This window comes from Pararobbsia alpina (assembly GCF_965118125.1).
GTDB classification, from domain to species: Bacteria; Pseudomonadota; Gammaproteobacteria; order Burkholderiales; family Burkholderiaceae; genus Pararobbsia; species Pararobbsia alpina_A.
This window is the reverse complement of sequence record NZ_OZ221287.1, coordinates 2,898,652-2,914,311: the sequence shown is the minus strand read 5'-3', so window position 1 is coordinate 2,914,311 and position 15,660 is coordinate 2,898,652. Positions and strand designations below refer to the sequence as shown.

14 protein-coding genes and 4 tRNA genes are annotated in these 15,660 nt (G+C 62.5%); 6 read left to right on the top strand and 12 right to left on the bottom strand.

The genetic code is table 11. The features are described from left to right. Positions 1 to 108 precede the first annotated feature (108 nt). The 5 genes from ACMFWR_RS12695 (at position 109) to ACMFWR_RS12675 (ending at position 2,516) form a co-directional block, all read left to right on the top strand. Positions 109 to 184, top strand: a tRNA-Glu gene (locus ACMFWR_RS12695). Between the two features lie 82 nt (positions 185 to 266). Continuing rightward, positions 267 to 343: transfer RNA gene (locus ACMFWR_RS12690), tRNA-Asp, on the top strand. A 53-nt stretch (positions 344 to 396) separates the two neighbouring features. After that, positions 397 to 472: transfer RNA gene (locus tag ACMFWR_RS12685), tRNA-Glu, on the top strand. Between the two features lie 74 nt (positions 473 to 546). Continuing rightward, positions 547 to 623 (top strand) — tRNA-Asp (locus ACMFWR_RS12680). A gap of 351 nt (positions 624 to 974) precedes the next feature. Beyond that, a complete protein-coding gene (locus ACMFWR_RS12675) occupies positions 975 to 2,516 on the top strand; it encodes a methyl-accepting chemotaxis protein (protein WP_413192006.1) in 1,542 nt (513 codons plus the stop codon). Positions 2,517 to 2,682: 166 nt separating this feature from the next. On the opposite strand, the gene ACMFWR_RS12670 is transcribed toward ACMFWR_RS12675, so the two are convergent. The 4 genes from ACMFWR_RS12670 to ACMFWR_RS12655 all read right to left on the bottom strand — a co-directional run bounded on the left by ACMFWR_RS12670 (position 2,683) and on the right by ACMFWR_RS12655 (position 6,994). Beyond that, positions 2,683 to 3,108, bottom strand: coding sequence for a YidB family protein (locus tag ACMFWR_RS12670; RefSeq protein WP_413192005.1), 426 nt, complete (start codon positions 3,106 to 3,108; stop codon positions 2,683 to 2,685). An 83-nt stretch (positions 3,109 to 3,191) separates the two neighbouring features. Continuing rightward, the gene (locus tag ACMFWR_RS12665) at positions 3,192 to 3,722 is read right to left on the bottom strand and encodes a ComEA family DNA-binding protein (RefSeq protein WP_413192004.1); all 531 of its coding nucleotides are present in this window, start codon (positions 3,720 to 3,722) and stop codon (positions 3,192 to 3,194) included. Positions 3,723 to 3,853: 131 nt separating this feature from the next. Further along, on the bottom strand, positions 3,854 to 5,233 hold the full coding sequence (locus ACMFWR_RS12660; RefSeq protein WP_413192003.1) for an MATE family efflux transporter: 1,380 nt from the start codon (positions 5,231 to 5,233) through the stop codon (positions 3,854 to 3,856). Between the two features lie 6 nt (positions 5,234 to 5,239). After that, a complete protein-coding gene (locus ACMFWR_RS12655) occupies positions 5,240 to 6,994 on the bottom strand; it encodes an ArnT family glycosyltransferase (protein WP_413192002.1) in 1,755 nt (584 codons plus the stop codon). 325 nt (positions 6,995 to 7,319) lie between these two features. Between ACMFWR_RS12655 and ACMFWR_RS12650 the strand changes: the two genes are divergently transcribed. Continuing rightward, complete coding sequence (locus tag ACMFWR_RS12650) at positions 7,320 to 8,048, top strand: DeoR family transcriptional regulator (protein ID WP_413192001.1); 729 nt, start codon at positions 7,320 to 7,322, stop codon at positions 8,046 to 8,048. 109 nt (positions 8,049 to 8,157) lie between these two features. Here the strand turns inward: ACMFWR_RS12650 and ACMFWR_RS12645 are convergent, their stop codons facing one another. From ACMFWR_RS12645 to ACMFWR_RS12610, 8 genes are all read right to left on the bottom strand, one after another. Continuing rightward, positions 8,158 to 8,484 carry an addiction module antidote protein gene (locus ACMFWR_RS12645; RefSeq protein WP_413192000.1) on the bottom strand — a complete coding sequence of 109 codons (327 nt, stop codon included), beginning with the start codon at positions 8,482 to 8,484 and terminating at the stop codon, positions 8,158 to 8,160. Continuing rightward, positions 8,484 to 8,705, bottom strand: coding sequence for a type II toxin-antitoxin system RelE/ParE family toxin (locus ACMFWR_RS12640; protein WP_413194879.1), 222 nt, complete (start codon positions 8,703 to 8,705; stop codon positions 8,484 to 8,486). The genes ACMFWR_RS12645 and ACMFWR_RS12640 overlap by 1 nt, the downstream gene beginning before the upstream one ends. A gap of 400 nt (positions 8,706 to 9,105) precedes the next feature. Then, on the bottom strand, positions 9,106 to 10,140 hold the full coding sequence (locus ACMFWR_RS12635) for an ABC transporter permease (RefSeq protein WP_413191999.1): 1,035 nt from the start codon (positions 10,138 to 10,140) through the stop codon (positions 9,106 to 9,108). Then, a complete protein-coding gene (locus tag ACMFWR_RS12630; RefSeq protein ID WP_413191998.1) occupies positions 10,137 to 11,669 on the bottom strand; it encodes a sugar ABC transporter ATP-binding protein in 1,533 nt (510 codons plus the stop codon). The genes ACMFWR_RS12635 and ACMFWR_RS12630 overlap by 4 nt, the downstream gene beginning before the upstream one ends. 236 nt (positions 11,670 to 11,905) lie before the next feature. Continuing rightward, entirely contained in the window at positions 11,906 to 12,910 is a 1,005-nt protein-coding gene (locus ACMFWR_RS12625; RefSeq protein WP_413191997.1) for a substrate-binding domain-containing protein, read from the bottom strand. Positions 12,911 to 13,006: 96 nt separating this feature from the next. Next, positions 13,007 to 14,047, bottom strand: a complete 1,041-nt coding sequence (locus ACMFWR_RS12620) for an ABC transporter permease (RefSeq protein ID WP_413191996.1) — start codon at positions 14,045 to 14,047, stop codon at positions 13,007 to 13,009. Between the two features lie 62 nt (positions 14,048 to 14,109). After that, a complete protein-coding gene (gene rbsK / locus ACMFWR_RS12615; RefSeq protein WP_413191995.1) occupies positions 14,110 to 15,045 on the bottom strand; it encodes a ribokinase in 936 nt (311 codons plus the stop codon). Next, positions 15,042 to 15,518: an RbsD/FucU family protein gene (locus tag ACMFWR_RS12610; protein ID WP_413191994.1), complete on the bottom strand. Its 477-nt coding sequence runs from the start codon at positions 15,516 to 15,518 to the stop codon at positions 15,042 to 15,044. Before ACMFWR_RS12610 ends, rbsK begins: the two co-directional genes overlap by 4 nt. Positions 15,519 to 15,660 lie beyond the last annotated feature (142 nt).

Sequence of the window (15,660 nt, the reverse complement as noted above, 5' to 3'; positions counted from 1 at the left end):
AGCTTCCCAGGCAGTAGTGAGATGGATATACTTCTCGCTTCTGTTGTCGCAGCGAATAGCGCGATAGCAAACGAGAAAATGCAGCAAAGACGAATCTGAAAAGATTATGTCCCCTTCGTCTAGAGGCCTAGGACATCACCCTTTCACGGTGAGTACAGGGGTTCGAATCCCCTAGGGGACGCCAGAATATCGGCGTCATCGAGCAGTAGCGATGTGTGCCAGTCCGGATGACAGTTCATCGCATCGGGCAAGCAGTTAAGTAGTTTGGAGCGGTAGTTCAGTTGGTTAGAATACCGGCCTGTCACGCCGGGGGTCGCGGGTTCGAGTCCCGTCCGCTCCGCCAAACACGAAAACAGCCGCTCGGCGATCTTGAGCGGCTTTTTTTATAAAGTGTGAGTCCCCTTCGTCTAGAGGCCTAGGACATCACCCTTTCACGGTGAGTACAGGGGTTCGAATCCCCTAGGGGACGCCAGAATATCGGTGTCATCGAGCAGTAGCGATGTGTGCCAGTCCGGATGACAGTTCATCGCATCGGGCAAGCAGTTTGGAGCGGTAGTTCAGTTGGTTAGAATACCGGCCTGTCACGCCGGGGGTCGCGGGTTCGAGTCCCGTCCGCTCCGCCAAACAGAAACCCCGTTGATCGAAAGATCAGCGGGGTTTTTTCATTGGCGCCGCCGAGTGCCACATCTCATACAGTCCGCGCCTGACACCGCCGCCAAGTCAGCTTGTTCCTGGCAAGCGTCGCTACGCGTGATGTCCTGTGCAATCACCGCCAGGGATTCATCGGGTCCGCACGTCAGGACGATTAATATGAGTTATCGATTCTACAGATCGATTAGGGTTTGCCCTTCTGAAGCCGAGTGCCTGACTGGTCGTAATTGCGGGTAGGGGAAGCGGAATGCGCATGGAGAATGCATCTATGCGAAGCCGCAACCGATATATGCAACCCGACGACGATTGAAGCAAGACGCACGATGACGCTGAATAACAAACTCCGATCGATGATTGCGGTGCTCTGGCTCGGTCTGATCGTGATCGGAACGCTGGGCGCCTTTCAAAACCGCGCCTCGATGATTGCCGACCGCCGCGAGCAGCTCGTCGCGCTGGTCGGGCAAGCCGATAGCATCGTCGAGCACCAGTACGCGCTCGCGCAGCAGCACACCATCACCGAAGACCAGGCGAAGAAGAACGCCATCGACATCCTCGCAGGGCTTCGCTACGGCAAGGATGGCTACGTCTCGGTCAACGACTCGAAGCCCGTGATGGTCATGCACCCGATCAAGACGGCGCTCAACGGCAAGGACCTGAGCGACTTCAAGGATCCCGCCGGGCACTTTCTGTTTCGCGACATCGTGACGGCGGGCAATCACGAAGGCGGCGATTTCGTCGACTATCTGTGGCCGAAGCCCGGCAGCGAAAAGCCCGTCGCGAAGACCAGCTTCTCGCGCCATTTTGCGCCGTGGGACTGGTACATCGTGACCGGCATGTATATGGACGATGTCGAAAGCGCCTGCATCGCGAGCGCGCTGCGCTGGTTTGCGATGACCGCGGTCCTCGGCGCGATCTCGACGTTCGTGATGCTGGTCGTGCTGCGCAGCGTGCGCAAGAATCTCGGTGGCGATCTTGAGCTGGCCGTGTCAGTCGCGCAGCGCATCGCCAACGGCGACCTCGCGACGACGGTGCCCGTGCCTCATGGCGACGATGCCAGCCTGCTTGGCGCGCTCCGCGGCATGCAGCGCTCGCTGGTGTCCACCGTCTCGCGCGTTCGTGAAGGCACGGACAATATCAACGTAGGCGCGACCGAGATTGCCGTGGGCAATAGCGACCTGTCGCAGCGCACTGAACAGCAAGCGTCGGCACTCGTCGAAACGTCATCGAGCATGGAACAGATGACGGCCAACGTGAAACACAATGCAGACAGCGCCGTCCAGGCGGCACGCCTCGCCGAAGAAGCCGCCGCGGTGGCGACGCGCGGTAGCGGCGTGGTTGGCGATGTCGTGCAGACCATGTCGGAAATCACGGCGCGCTCACGCAAGATCGGCGACATCATCAGCGTGATCGACGCGATTGCGTTTCAGACGAATATTCTGGCTTTGAACGCCGCGGTTGAATCGGCCCGCGCAGGCGAGCAGGGGCGGGGCTTCGCGGTCGTGGCCTCGGAGGTTCGCAGCCTGGCACAACGTTCCGCATCGGCAGCGAAGGAAATCAAGACGCTGATCGAATCGTCGACGCAGTCCGTCGAAACGGGTGCCGCGCAAGTGACGCGCGCCGGCGAGACGATGAACGAGATCGTGACCTCGGTGCGTCGCGTGACCGATATTCTCGAAGAAATCCGTACCGCGTCGCACGAGCAGAGCGCCGGCATCGAGCAGGTCAATCGTGCGATTGGCGAAATGGATCACGTGACCCAGCAGAACGCCGCGCTTGTCGAAGAAGCCGCGGCAGCCGCGCACTCGCTGAAGGATCAGGTGGGTGTGTTGCGCGAGGCGATTGCGATCTTCGCGCTGCCCGCATAAGGGATTGAGGGCCCGGCATCGCTGCCGGGCCTTCGTTTCACATCGCGCGCCGTAGCCCGATTGCGTGAGTTCCGATCTCCGGATCGGCCCGGCGAACAGCCGCTGCACACTATCGGCACGCCGCAACGCGATGCATCGTGCTTCGCGTCACTTCAGGCGAGGCTCATTACCCCTGCTTGCCGAACAAACCGCCGAGCGCGCCGAGCAGGCTTGTCGCTTCGAGTGAGCCGCCTTGCGGAACTTCACCGTCTGGCGTGGCCTTGTCGACGACGTGCGGCAACACCTGGCTCAGGATGCCCGACACCTGATCGGTCGAGACACCCGCCTTCTGAGCGATCGCACTGATCGCGTCACTGCCCAGCGTGCTCTGAATCTGATCGGGCGAGATCGGTTGATTTTCGCCGTGGCCGATCCACGAACCCACCACGCCGCCCAACCCGTTTTGTTCGAACGATTGAACCAGGCCGGAAAAGCCACCGGGTTGTTGATTGACGTATTCGATCACTGCTGCAATCACGGAACCGTGGGCGCCGGCTTGCGCGGCGTCGCCGCCCGAACCCAGCGCTGAAGTCAGAGAGTCAAGTAAGCCCATGCGTACCTCCGTCTAAGAAACTCGGTGAAGGAATGCTGCGCCAGCGTGCTGGCGATGCGCGAATGCCTGCGGCCGGCAATCGCTTATTTGCTGGCTGATGCGGCGCTCGCCGCGCTCGCGCCTGCCTTCTTCGAGGCTTTCTTCGACTTCTTGCCCGATGCGGACGATGCCGCATCGGCCGACGATGCGCTCGCCGTCATGGCGGCCGTGGCGGGCGGTGCAGATGCAGCCGCGGCAGCCGTGCCTGCCGAGGGGCTCTTCACGTTGGCGCCCGGTGTCTTCTTCATCGACATCGACGCGGCCGGGGCCGCCGTGGTCGCTGCGGCGGCCGCGCCGCCCTTCGGCGCCGTGGACGAACCATTGATCGTGAGACCCTGCGATTCCAGGCTCACGACGGTCTTGTCGCCAATCCCTTTGACGCGAGTCGCAAAGTCATCGGCATCCTTGAACGGACCATTCTTCGTGCGCTCGTCGACAATCGCTTTCGACTTGACCGGCCCGATGCCTTTGAGGGCCTCGAGTTCGGCCTGCGTTGCTGTGTTGAGTTCGACGGCGTAGGCGTGGACTGCAAGAGAAAGCCACGCGAGGAGGACCAGCAGCCACTTCTTGATCATTGTGTGCTCCGTGTTCAACGGTTGTTCATGCGTTGAAATTCGAGTGCCGGCCGCATTAAGCATAGAACAAAACCCGGGCGAGTCGAAAAGCCCGCAGTAATCCGGGCGAGCCGAGTCTGCCACGCCGATATTTATTCCGCGTGAATCGAAGGATGGCCCATCGCGTAGCGATGCGAAGGATTACTGATGCGTAGCCAGTAAATCAGCAGCGATGTGGCTGCAATCACGAGACTCGCCATATTGGCGAACCAGAAGCCGCGCGCTCCTGTGAAGAGTTCGGGCAAAGTGCCGGGCACGTTGAAGCCGAGCACATAGCCGCCGCCGAGGCCGACGCCCCAGAGCGCGACGGCATAGATGATCGTCGGAATCGTCGTGATCTTGTAGCCCCGTAGCGCGAACCCCGTCGAGCACTGGATCGCGTCAAACAGGTGATAGAACGCGACGATCGTGACGAGCGGAAGAGCCGCGGCGGCGACGAGCGAATCGGGCGTGTACGCGGCGATGATCTGGTGCCGCAGGGCCAGCACGAGCGACGTCAGCACCACCGCCATCCCGCCCGCCATCAGAATGCCGTGAAGGCCGAGCGCACGTGCCTGGACAGGGTCCCGGGCGCCCAGCGTCTGCGATACCAGCGTGGAGGTGGCGATGCCGATCGCGAGCGGCGTCATGTAGAGCACGGCGCCCAGATTGGCGGCGATCTGATGACCGGCCAGCACGCGTGTGCCGAAGTGCGTGATGAAGATCGCCATGAACGTATAGCTCGTGACTTCGATCAGATACGACAACCCCATCGGCAGGCCGAGTTTCAGCAGTGCGAGCTGGTGACGCCACTGCGGCCAGCAGAACCGTTCAAACACCGCGAGCGCGCGATAGTCGCGGTGGCGCGCGATCAGGAACAAGCCGATCGCTGCCGAGCCGAAATTGATCAGCGTCGTCGCGAGGGCGCTGCCCGGACCGCCGAGCGCGGGAATCCCCCAGCCTCCGAAGATGAACCATGTGTTCAGCGGCACCTTGATCGCAAGGTCGATCACCTGCAAGGTCATGACCATGCGCGGCTTCGAGATCGCGGTCGACAAGGAATTGAACACGCGGAACACGAGCCCGGCCGGCACGCCAATCGCAAGGATCTGCAGATACGCGGTGGTGCGCCCGGCGAGTTCGGGCGGCGCGTCGGCGAGACGCAGCAGGGGCGCGGGCCAGGCGAGCACGGCCACGCCGATGACGGAGAGTCCGGCCGCGAGCCAGAAGGCCTGTCGCACTTCGTTGCCGATCTCGTTCGATCGGCCCGCGCCGAACAGATGTCCGGCGATCGGCATCAGCGCGATCAGGATCCCGCTCAGTGCCATGTAGACCGAGATGTAGATCGAATTGCCCAGGCCAAGCGACGCCAGGTCGAGTGCCGAGTAGCGTCCGACCATCGCGGTATCGAGCACGCCGAAGGCGATGATGGCCAGTTGTCCGATCAGTACAGGCCAGGCAAGCGTTGCGATGCGTTTGACGTGTTCGAACATGCGAGCTTAATGCTTGCCGTTGTGGCGAACGGGGGGGACGATCCGTTTGGGTCGTTCGACGCGAACGTAAAGCCGGAATCGTTCGTCCCGGTCGGCTGCGCGTCGGCCTTCCCAGACCAGGTTCCACGTGTATGGCGACAGCGACGCCGGGGGATTGTAGTCCTGCGTGTCCTGCCGCAGCAGTACATCGCAATCCGTGCCGTCGAACGCGAAATGCATATTGCCGAAATAGGCAAACGAGGCAATCTGCGCGTCGCCAAGCCGCACGGGCGTGATGCACGTGTAGTCGGCCGGCAATCGCGTGGCGATTTGCGTCGCGACGTCGCGGTAGGTCCGGCTGAAGTTCACGAGCGGCAACCACAGCGTCATGAGCAGCACCCACATGAGCGTCGTTCCGGCGCCCGAGAGGACGACGCTGCGCCACAGCACCTTCGGATGGCGCGACAGGCGCCATCGCACGAGGGCGATCCAGCAGCCCGTGACGACGAGCGCAGCGAGCAGCGACAGGATATTGAATTCGGGCTTGTAGCCGGGCACCAGCCGGCCCAGGTTGCGCGCAATCTGGGCCGGAAAGCCTGTCTCGGACGCGATCCAGACGATCCAGACAAAGCCGCCGACGATCGTGAAGCTCAATACCGCAAACCAGTCGAACGCATTGATCACTTCGCGCTTGAGCGTGGGCAGGCCGAAGCTCGCCATCACCGCGAGCGGCGGAAGCAGCAGCAGGAACAGCATATTGGTTTCGTGCTGCTGCAGCAGGATCAGCGCGAGCACCGGCACGACGATCGAGAGCGGCACGGCGATGTGCGGGGCGCGGCGCAGGTCGGGCCAGCTGAGCCATGTCCAGATCGCGAGCGGCCACGCCGGCCACGTGAACAGCGGCAGGTTTTTCGCGGCGTAGAACAGCGCGCCCTTGGGCGAACCGCGGAAATTGGCGAGATTGGTCCACAGCCACTCGTGCAGGAACGGCGCGGCGTCGTCGGGATACGCGAGGCGAGCCGCGAGGGGCCAGCTCAGCGCGAGGACGAGGCCGAGGGGCAGCGCGACGCCGAGCAGCTTGCGCTTGTCGAGCGCGGGCACGACCCACGACACGGCGAGCAGCGCAACGACGAGCGCGACCGTCAGCGGCGGGCTCGCACACAACGAAAACGCCCCGAGCGCGAAGCCCGTCCACAGCGCGCCTTGCCAGGGCTTGTCGAGTGCCCGGACCAGCCCATACACAAACATCGCGGTGCACACGAGCTGGCCGATCTGCGGCGTCGATTCGTGGCCGCGTTCCGCGAGGCCGAACGACGCAAGCAGAATCAGCAGGGCTCCGTCAGCGAGCGTGCGACCGTAGTCGCGAGGCGACGGCTCTCCGCCGAACGCGTATTTGAACGGCTGGACTTCAGGGCGCCGTCCGAGCAGGTAGGTGCCGTACCAGACGAACGCGCACATGCAGTAGAACATCAGCCCGGTCAGCAAATGCGCCGCGTCGTTGGGCGCAAGCCAGGGACCGAATGCGCGGATGCACAGCGCGCCGAGCCAGAATGGCAGCGGACCGGTCGCCGTGATGGCCTTGCCGACGAGATTGGGCAGCAGCCAGTCGTGCCAGCCGCCGTTGGCGAGCGTCCACATGACGCCGAATGACGCCGCGTCCTCGTTTTTCCACGGATCGCGGCCGAATAGCCCCGACGCCGCATAGACGATGCAGATCGCAAACAGCAACCAGCGCGGCAGCGCACTGGTGGCGGAGGCAGTAAGTCGGACGGTCGAACGCATGCGGAAAAGGTGCCGGAGGGCCGGGTTGGCCCGCTGAAATGAATCTGCCATTTTAGCCGGGCTGGCGCGCGATAACGCTGCTTCGTCGTTTGCCGACGACACGGAATAACCGGAAATCTGCCGGAATGTAAAAAGAGTGGCGATTCTGCGCCCGAGGCGATCGCAATCGGCGTGGTATCGCCGACTCGATGATGATCGGGAAATCCTCATGTCCGTTTGCGCAAACGGCTTGTTATAATTCTTTCAAACTAGGCGAGAGAAAGTTAACGTCTTTGATGGATTCGCCTGCACAACCCCGCATTTAACTGTTCTACGGAAACCCACGATGCAGAAGTCGGATCGCGTTCGCGCGCTCACCAAGGCTCTCGACGACCACGGTGTGATTCATCTGCGCGAGGCAGTCGCGCTGTTGGGTGTGTCGGAGATGACGGTGCGGCGCGATGTGGCGGCCAATCCCGAGTTGTTCACGTATCTTGGCGGTCACATCGTCAATGCGGCCAAGTTGCCGGCGAGCAGCGGCACCTATGTACTCGAGACCGAAGAGTCGCATTTTGCGCAGGCCAAGGCGCTGGCCTGTGCAACGGCAGCCCGTCTGATCGCGCCCAATGACACGGTGTTTGTCGACTGCGGGACGACGCTGGCGTTGATCGGCCGGTACATTCCACGCGACCTGCATGTGACCATCATTTGTTATTCGCTGAACGTGGCCGAGGCGGTGCGACGCATGGACAACATCCGTCTGATTTTGCTCGGCGGTGTCTACGTGCCATCGTCAGATTCGTTCACCGGCAACGAAAGCCTTGAAGCGCTGCGCCACATCGGCATCAACAAGGCGTTGATTTCGGCAGGTGGCGTCGACGATACGCGCGGCGTCAGTTGCTGGAATTTCCACGAGGTACCGATCAAGCAGGCCGCGATCGCCAGCGCGGTCGAGCGTCACCTTGTCGTCGATTCCAGCAAGTTCGGTCAGGTTCGGGCCGTGCGCTTCGCGCAGGTCAGCGATTTCGACTCGGTTATTTCAGAGCAAGGCCAACGGTTGCGCGGCGCGCACTGAACCCGCGACGGTCCGCTGGCGTGTGCGGACGACCGCTCGCAAGCGCATGTCCATGTGCTCACGCGCGACGGAACGGTCGATGCTGTCGATGCGGTCGCTTCGCCGGTGCTCAGGCGAGTTGCGGCTCGGGTTCGACCGAGAGTCGCATGCCGACGGCCTTGAGCACGGCGATCAGTGTTTTGAGCGTCGGGTTGCCTTTCGGTGACAGCGCGCGATAGAGCGCTTCGCGTGTAATGCCCGCTTGTTGCGCAACGTTGGCAAGACCGCCGTAAGCCTCTGCAATGGTGCGCAGCGCCAGCAGTCCGCCAGCACGCTCTTCGGGATTGTCGAGCGCTGCCATGGCGGCCTTCAGGTATTCGACAGCGAGTGCATGGTCGGCGCGCAGTTCAGCCACTTCCGCGTCGTGGTGCGATACCGCATTACCCAGTCGTCTCATCAAACACTCCTTTTCCAAAGTTTCCAGAATTCCTTGGCCCGCTGAATATCTGTGGGTTGCGAATGCCTGTCGCCCCCGCACAGCAACAGGACAATCGCGTGCCCGTACCGTGCGCAATACACGCGATGCCCGGCCCCGATGTGAATCCGCAGCTCGATCACGCCTTCGCCTACCGACGCGCAGTCGCCAAAATTGCCTGCACGGAGTTGCGTGAGTCGCATTCGGATGCGGGCCTGCGCAGTGCGATCACGAAGCTTCGACAGCCACTGTTCGATGGGAACGGTGCCGTCTGCGCACTCGTACCGCAACAGATCAAGCATAGGTTGCATTGTAACTTATAGATTACAAAAAGAGGATCGCATATTTCGCTCATGCCCTTGTCCGGGCTTGCGAGTTGCACCGGGCGCTGTGTTTATAGCGACGGGTAGGCGATGCTCGATTGCATGCAGTGATCAGTGCGAAGGGCGACCGCAGTTTGGCGACAAAGCCGAACCCGAAATCGGCAACGGTCTGTCAGGGTCTGCGAGAGGGGACGACAAAGGCGGGGACGTACGCGTCAGCGACGACGACGCGGGGGGAGGAACGACATGCGGCGAATCGCATGTCGTTCGCCAATGAGGCTTAACGCTTGCGCGCGAGCGCGAACAACGTACCGGCGACGAGAATGAAGACGCCGACAATGACCTTCTGCAGGGTACTCGGCACACCGATCAGAATCAGCACTTGATTGATCAGGGTCACGAGCATCACGCCGAGCAGCGTGCCCCAGACGGAGCCCGTGCCGCCGGTGATCCGCGCGCCGCCAAGAATCACGGCCGCGATCACATCGAGCTCCGTGCCGACGAGGTCGAACGGGTTGGCGAGTCGGTTGTTCGACACGTGAAGGATCCCGGCGATGCCGGCGAGCAGGCCGACGTAGCCGAACACGAACAGGTGAATTGCGCGCAGGTTGTAGCCCAGGCGTTCGGCGATCAGGAGGCTGCCGCCCATCGCATAGACGCCGCGACCCATCATCGTGCGCTTGAGCAGCCACCATGTGAGCACCGCCGCCACGACGAGCGCGATGACCGACGCCGGCAGCACGGCGCGCAGGCCATCAGCCGTCTGGTAGTGCAGCAGCGCGATGCGGCCGAAGTGATCCATCGTGTGCGGAATGTTCATAAAGAACGACGTGCCGACAAACGTCAGCAGGATCCCGCGATACAGATACTGCGTGCCGATCGTCACGATCAGCGAAGGCGCACGCAGGCGGTGCACGACCGCGCCGTTGATCAGGCCGAGCAACGTGCCGCCGATCGCACCGATGATCAGGATCAGCGCGAACGGCATATCGGGCCACCACGCGAACACGGCCTTCGTGATCGAGTACATGACGAGCGCTGCGATCGCGGTGAACGACACATCGATGCCGCCCGAGGCGAGCACGACGAGCGCGCCGCACGCGAAGATGCCGGTCGTCGTCGCGCTGTGCAGCAGATCGAAGATTGTCGCGATCTGGAAGAAGCGCGGATTGATGATGCCAACGCCGAGACACACGAGCAGCAGCAGCGCCAGCGTGAACAGTTCGGGGTTGCGCGTGAGGCGGTCGCGTAGGCGAGGGCTGGGCCGCGCAGCGGGTAGCGCGACAGGGTGCTGAGTGGTCGCAGTCGGGTTCATGCTGCCTCTGACAGAAGTGCGTGATACAGATCCGCCTCGGCGAGGTGCCGGGCGTCAAACTGGTCGGCAAGCCGGCCTTTCTTCATCAGCAGAATGCGGTCGCAATTCTGCAGCAGCTCGGGCAAGTCATCGCTGATGAGCAGGATGCCGATGCCTTGCTGCGAAAGTTTCTGCATGATCTTGTAGATCGTGTCCTTCGATCCGACGTCGACGCCGACCGTGGGGCCGTGCAGGATCAGGATCGCAGGATCGATCGTGAGCCAGCGGCCGATCAGCACGCGCTGCTGATTCCCGCCCGAGAGCGATTGCACAGGCTTGTCGATATCGGGTGTGGCGATCTGCAGGTCGTCGACGGTCTTTTGCGCGACCTCGCGCGTCTTGTTGCGGTCGATCTGGCCGATGCGTCCGCGCAGGCGGCCGATCACGGCGGTCACGACGTTTTCGCGAATCGGCTTGTCGAGAAACAGGCCTTCGTTCAAACGATCTTCGGGCACGTACCCGATCCGGTGCTCGATCGCATCGGACGGGGTGCGCAGCGTAATGGTCTTGCCGCGCAGGCGCACGGCGCCCGAGGTGGCGGGGCTCACGCCAGCCAGTGCGCGTGCAAGTTCGTTACGGCCCGAGTCGAGCAGACCCGTGATGCCGAGGATTTCGCCAGCACGCAAGGTGAAGTTGAGGTCCTGGAACTGTTCGCCGCGTCCGAGTCGTTCGACTTCGAAGATCACGTCGCCCGTCGGTTCCGAGTCGCGATAGCGCTCATTGGACAAATGGCGTCCGGTCATGAGTTCGCTGATCTGCGCCTTCGTATAGTTCACGATCGGCCCTTGCGACATTTTCTGGCCATCTCGCATGATGATGACCTCGCCGCCGATCGCGTAGCATTCGTCGAGCTTGTGGCTGACGAACAGCACGGTCACGCCTTTTGCGCGCAGACCGTTCAATACGCGAATCAGGTTATCGACTTCCTTCTGCGTGAGGGACGTCGTCGGCTCATCCATGATCACGAACTGCGCCTCGCTCGCGATGCCGCGCGCAATGGCGACAAGCTGGCGTGTGGCGAGCGGCAGCTGCTCGATCAGGGTGGCCTGGAAATCGGCGTCGGTCGGCAGACCGACTTCATGCAGGGCGCGCGCGGCCGTTTCAGCCAGCGCCTTGCGATCGAATGTGCGTGCGAGCCGGCCATCGTGTTCGGCAAGCTCGGACGTCAGGCCGATATTTTCGGCGACATTCATGTTCGGGAGCAGCGAAAGGTCCTGATAGACCGTTTCGATGCCGGCACCCAGCGCCTGAAGCGCCGTGAGGTGATCGTAGCGTTTGCCGTCGACGACCAGATAGCCTTCGTCGGGCGGCTGCGCGCCCGCGATGATCTTGATCAACGTACTTTTGCCGCAACCGTTTTCGCCAAGCAGGTGATAGATCTGCCCGCGCTCGAATTGCAGGCTCACTCCGCGCAGTGCGTGCACGCCCGTAAAGCGCTTGTGCACGCCGACGACCTCGAGAAACAGCTTCGCATCCGCTACAGGTGTCATGACATTCTTTACCGGTAAGTCGTGGTCGCGGCAGCCCGGCCACCGCGCCTCTCGGAGTTCCGCGCCATTCGGCGCGGGACTTCGACATCGCGCCGAGTCGGCGGGCTTCGCATGGCTCGCCCGGCGACTCGGCGCCTCATCGTCAACTAAGCTTCAATTCAACTTCAAATCAGCTTCAAATCAGCTTCAACGCGACCCCAAGGCAACGCTTGCATCACGTCGCCTTGGGTCGATCCTCAGAACGGATAGTTCTTGTAGTTCGTCTTGTCGACGTTGACCCAGCCCTGACCGCGCACGATGATGCCCTTGCCCGGACCCTTGCTGACCGTGACCTTGTTGTAACCCGGCAGACCGAGGTCCATGCCGTTGGTCACCGTCTTGCCGTCGATCAGCATCTTCGCGATCTTGTTCATCGCGAGGCCAGCGAGCTTCGGATCCCAGAAAGCGATACCGTTGATCGCGCCCGACTCGAGGAACTTGCCGGCTTCGGTCGGCAGACCCGTACCGTAGACGCAGATCTTGCCTTGCAGACCGGCTTCTTCAACCGCGCGGCCGATACCGATCACGTCGAGCGACGACGAACCCTGGAAGCCCTTCAGGTCCGGGTGCTTGCGCAGCACTTCCTTGGCGACTTCATAAGCGCGTTCGCCGTCGTTGTTCGTCTCGAGCTTCGGCTCGACGAGATCCATCTTCGGATACTTCTGCTTTGCGTTGTTGATACCGCCATCGGCCCATTGGACTTGCGAGCGGCTGCCGAGCGAACCGACGAGCGCGACCCACTTGCCGTCGTCATGCATACAGCCTGCAAGGCTCTCGTTGAGCGATGCGCCATATGCCGTGTTGTCGAAGGCTTCGACGTCGACGTCGGTGTTCTTCTCGTTGTCCGCTTCATGCGTCACGACCTTGATGCCGCGATCCATGGCCTTCTTGAGCGCCGGCTCGAGCGTCGGCGGGTCGAACGGCACGACGGCGAGGGCCGTGACCTTCTTCGCGATCAGGTCTTCGATGATCTTGAGCTGTTGTGCGGCATCGGCGCGGCCCGGACCCGTCTGATACGCGTTGACACCCGGGTTGTCCTTCGCGAATTCCTTGACGCCTTCGTCCATGCGGTTGAACCAGTTGATACCGGTGACCTTGACGACGGTGACGATCGTGACGTCCGTCGCTGCGCTCGCGAAAGCGATCGCACCGACAGCAAGCGTTGCCCCGACGAGAGCGGTGGTGAGGCGTTTCAATTTCATTGCAAGTCTCCTGGTCTTTATGGGTGTCCCCTGGGGTGCCACTGCGGAATCTCAGGGGGATGCTGGTTTCCGCGAAGATTCGATTCGTTCGTGTGGTCAGCGCGGCGGCGACGCGGACGTTTTCGTTGGCGTCTTGCGCCCCGGCAGCCGGAACGGCACACGGACATTGCCGGCAAACGCGAGCGAGGCCAGCAGCAGGAAGCCCCATGCGCAATCGCCGAAGAACTGTGAAACGCCGAGCAGGTTGAACAGGCTCGAGAGCAACTGAAGCACCGTGGCCGAGAACAGGACACACAGCACACGGCCGTAACCGCCGGCCGGATTGACCCCGCCCATCACCGCGATCAGGATCGCGATCAGCAGATACGAATTGCCGTAGTCCCACTTGGCGCTCGACGTATGCGAGGTCGAGATCAGGCCCGCGATCGACGCGAGCACGCCGCACATGATGTACGTGCCGATCAGCATGCGTGCTCGCGGGATCCCGGCGTACACAGCCGCCTTCGGGTTGGTGCCCATCAGGAACAGCTTGAGACCGAACGGACGGTGCCGCAGGATCCAGCCGATCACGAGCAGGGCGCCGACGAAGATCAGGAACTGAATCGGGATCTGGAAGAACGTGCCATTGCCGATGGCGGAGAGCTGATCCACGTAATCGACGTGCACCGATGCGCCGTTGCTGAGCACGACCGCGATGCCCGTGAAGACGAGCTGCGTGCCGAGTGTGCAGAGGATCGGCGTGAGTCCGAGGTACGCGATGATCGCGCCATTGAGCAGGCCGCCGAGCAAGCCGATGCCCAGCGTGATCACGACGAACAGGCTCGTGTAGAGGACGGGCGAGTCGTCGCCGCTTACGTAGTGCGGCACGATCAATGCGGCGACCATGCCCGCCAGGTTCGCGAGGCCGACGCCCGACAAGTCGATCCCGCCGTTGCCCGAGATCATCGACAGCATGATGCCGAGCGCGAGCAGGCCGACTTCAGGCAACTGGCTGGCCATCGACTGAACATTGTCGATGCCCCCGAACTCACCGTGCGAGAAGACCATCGCGACGATGACGATGAGAATGTTCACCGCGACCAGGAAGTTGAGCTGCCGGTCCTTGAACAGACTCGAAGACGCTTGCGAAGAATTCATGATGCTGTCGAAGGTCCTGTTTCAATACATGACGACGTGTTGCATGGCGGTCGCGGCCGGTGTTACGCCGTGACCGCGAGTACCGCGTGGATTTCGGCGAGCGTGGGCATCGACGGCGCCGTGCCGGCGCGCGTGACCGACAGGCTCGCGAGCGCACAGCCGAAACGCACGGCCTGCAGCGGTTCGTCGCCGTTCGCGAGCGATGCTGCGAATCCACCCGTAAAGCCATCGCCTGCGCCGGCGGTTTCGACAACCGGGCCGCAACGGAATGCCGGCACGAGTTCGGACTGGCCTTTCGTATGGAACAGGGCGCCCGCCTCGCCGAGCGTGATGATCGCGGTGCCGACGCCCTTGGCGAGCAGCACATCCGCAGCACGGCGCGCGTCATCGACCGTATTGACGGCGATACCGGTGAGCGCTGCCGCTTCGGTTTCGTTCGGCGTGATGTAGTCGCACAGCGGATAGATCGCGTCGTCGACCGGGACCGCGGGGGCCGGGTTGAATACGGTAATCACGCCATGCTTGCGCGCGAGTTCGAGGCCGCGTCGTGCCACGTCGAGCGGCTGCTCGAGCTGCGTCACGAAGACTGCCGATGCAGCGATATCCGCCTCGACGGCGTCGATGTCGGCCGGCACCATCGTCGCCGCCGCGCCCGACGCGACGATGATCGCGTTCTTGCCGTCGACTTCGTCGACAAAGATATGCGCGGCGCCGGTCGCCACGTCGTCGAGCATCTTGACGCGTGTGGCGATGCCTTCGGCCTGCCAGGTTTCGAGCGCGATCTTGCCGAAGGCGTCGTTGCCCAGGCGCGTGCAGAACGTCACATTGCCGCCTGCGCGAGCCGCGGCCACCGCCTGGTTCGAGCCCTTGCCGCCGGGGCCCATCTTGAACGCCGACCCCGCAATCGTTTCACCGAGCACGGGCATGCGTGCCGCGCGGAACGTGAGGTCCGTCACAAAGATCCCGACGATGAATACGCCTTTGTTGCCACCACTCATTGCACGGCTCCCGGGCGCGATTCGGCATCGGCCGCGATCAGTACGCCCTTCTTGAGAATGAAGCAGCCATAGCCGCGTTGCTCGCCGGCGGCGATCACGCAGTAGGCCTGTTTGGCTCGCTCGTAGAAGGCCATGCGTTCGAGCGGCGTGAACGTCGCTTTCTCTCCGCTGGCTTCGAGTTCACGAATCGCTTCGTGTTGTGCGGCGGGAATCGTCTGCGGTGCGCCGACGACTTCCATGCGCAGGGCGGGGGCGTCGACAAACGTGTCGAGCGGCATCACGGACAGCACGGCTTTGAGCACGCGCGCCGAAGAGACGGCATCGATACGCAGGAGCTTGCCGACGACCGTCTTGCGTGCGATCGAATCGGCGGGGAAGTGCGCATCGCAGATCACGAGCTCATCACCGTGGCCCATCGATTGCAATGCGTGCAGGACGTCCGCGTTCAGGAGCGGGTCAAGATTCTTCAGCACAGTGTCTCCTTGTTCGAGTGAGCCTTTGCGGCTTCTTGTCGTATGGAAGATAGCGGGACGGAGCCCGGCGCGACCGACACACCCCGTGCGTGCGTGTGCAGCTTGTCAGTCGTCGTGGCTCGTTCCCAGCCCGTGTTTCTAC

Bases quoted from the DNA above. Each gene is read 5' to 3' on its own strand.
- ACMFWR_RS12620 (WP_413191996.1), bottom strand. From the start codon at position 14,047: ATGAATTCTTCGCAAGCGTCTTCGAGTCTGTTCAAGGACCGGCAGCTC.
- ACMFWR_RS12640 (WP_413194879.1), bottom strand. From the start codon at position 8,705: ATGCGACTCACGCAACTCCGTGCAGGCAATTTTGGCGACTGCGCGTCG.
- ACMFWR_RS12630 (WP_413191998.1), bottom strand. From the start codon at position 11,669: ATGACACCTGTAGCGGATGCGAAGCTGTTTCTCGAGGTCGTCGGCGTG.
- ACMFWR_RS12650 (WP_413192001.1), top strand. From the start codon at position 7,320: ATGCAGAAGTCGGATCGCGTTCGCGCGCTCACCAAGGCTCTCGACGAC.
- ACMFWR_RS12660 (WP_413192003.1), bottom strand. From the start codon at position 5,233: ATGTTCGAACACGTCAAACGCATCGCAACGCTTGCCTGGCCTGTACTG.
- ACMFWR_RS12625 (WP_413191997.1), bottom strand. From the start codon at position 12,910: ATGAAATTGAAACGCCTCACCACCGCTCTCGTCGGGGCAACGCTTGCT.
- ACMFWR_RS12675 (WP_413192006.1), top strand. From the start codon at position 975: ATGACGCTGAATAACAAACTCCGATCGATGATTGCGGTGCTCTGGCTC.
- ACMFWR_RS12665 (WP_413192004.1), bottom strand. From the start codon at position 3,722: ATGATCAAGAAGTGGCTGCTGGTCCTCCTCGCGTGGCTTTCTCTTGCA.
- ACMFWR_RS12655 (WP_413192002.1), bottom strand. From the start codon at position 6,994: ATGCGTTCGACCGTCCGACTTACTGCCTCCGCCACCAGTGCGCTGCCG.
- ACMFWR_RS12635 (WP_413191999.1), bottom strand. From the start codon at position 10,140: ATGAACCCGACTGCGACCACTCAGCACCCTGTCGCGCTACCCGCTGCG.
- ACMFWR_RS12670 (WP_413192005.1), bottom strand. From the start codon at position 3,108: ATGGGCTTACTTGACTCTCTGACTTCAGCGCTGGGTTCGGGCGGCGAC.
- rbsK (WP_413191995.1), bottom strand. From the start codon at position 15,045: ATGAGTGGTGGCAACAAAGGCGTATTCATCGTCGGGATCTTTGTGACG.
- ACMFWR_RS12645 (WP_413192000.1), bottom strand. From the start codon at position 8,484: ATGAGACGACTGGGTAATGCGGTATCGCACCACGACGCGGAAGTGGCT.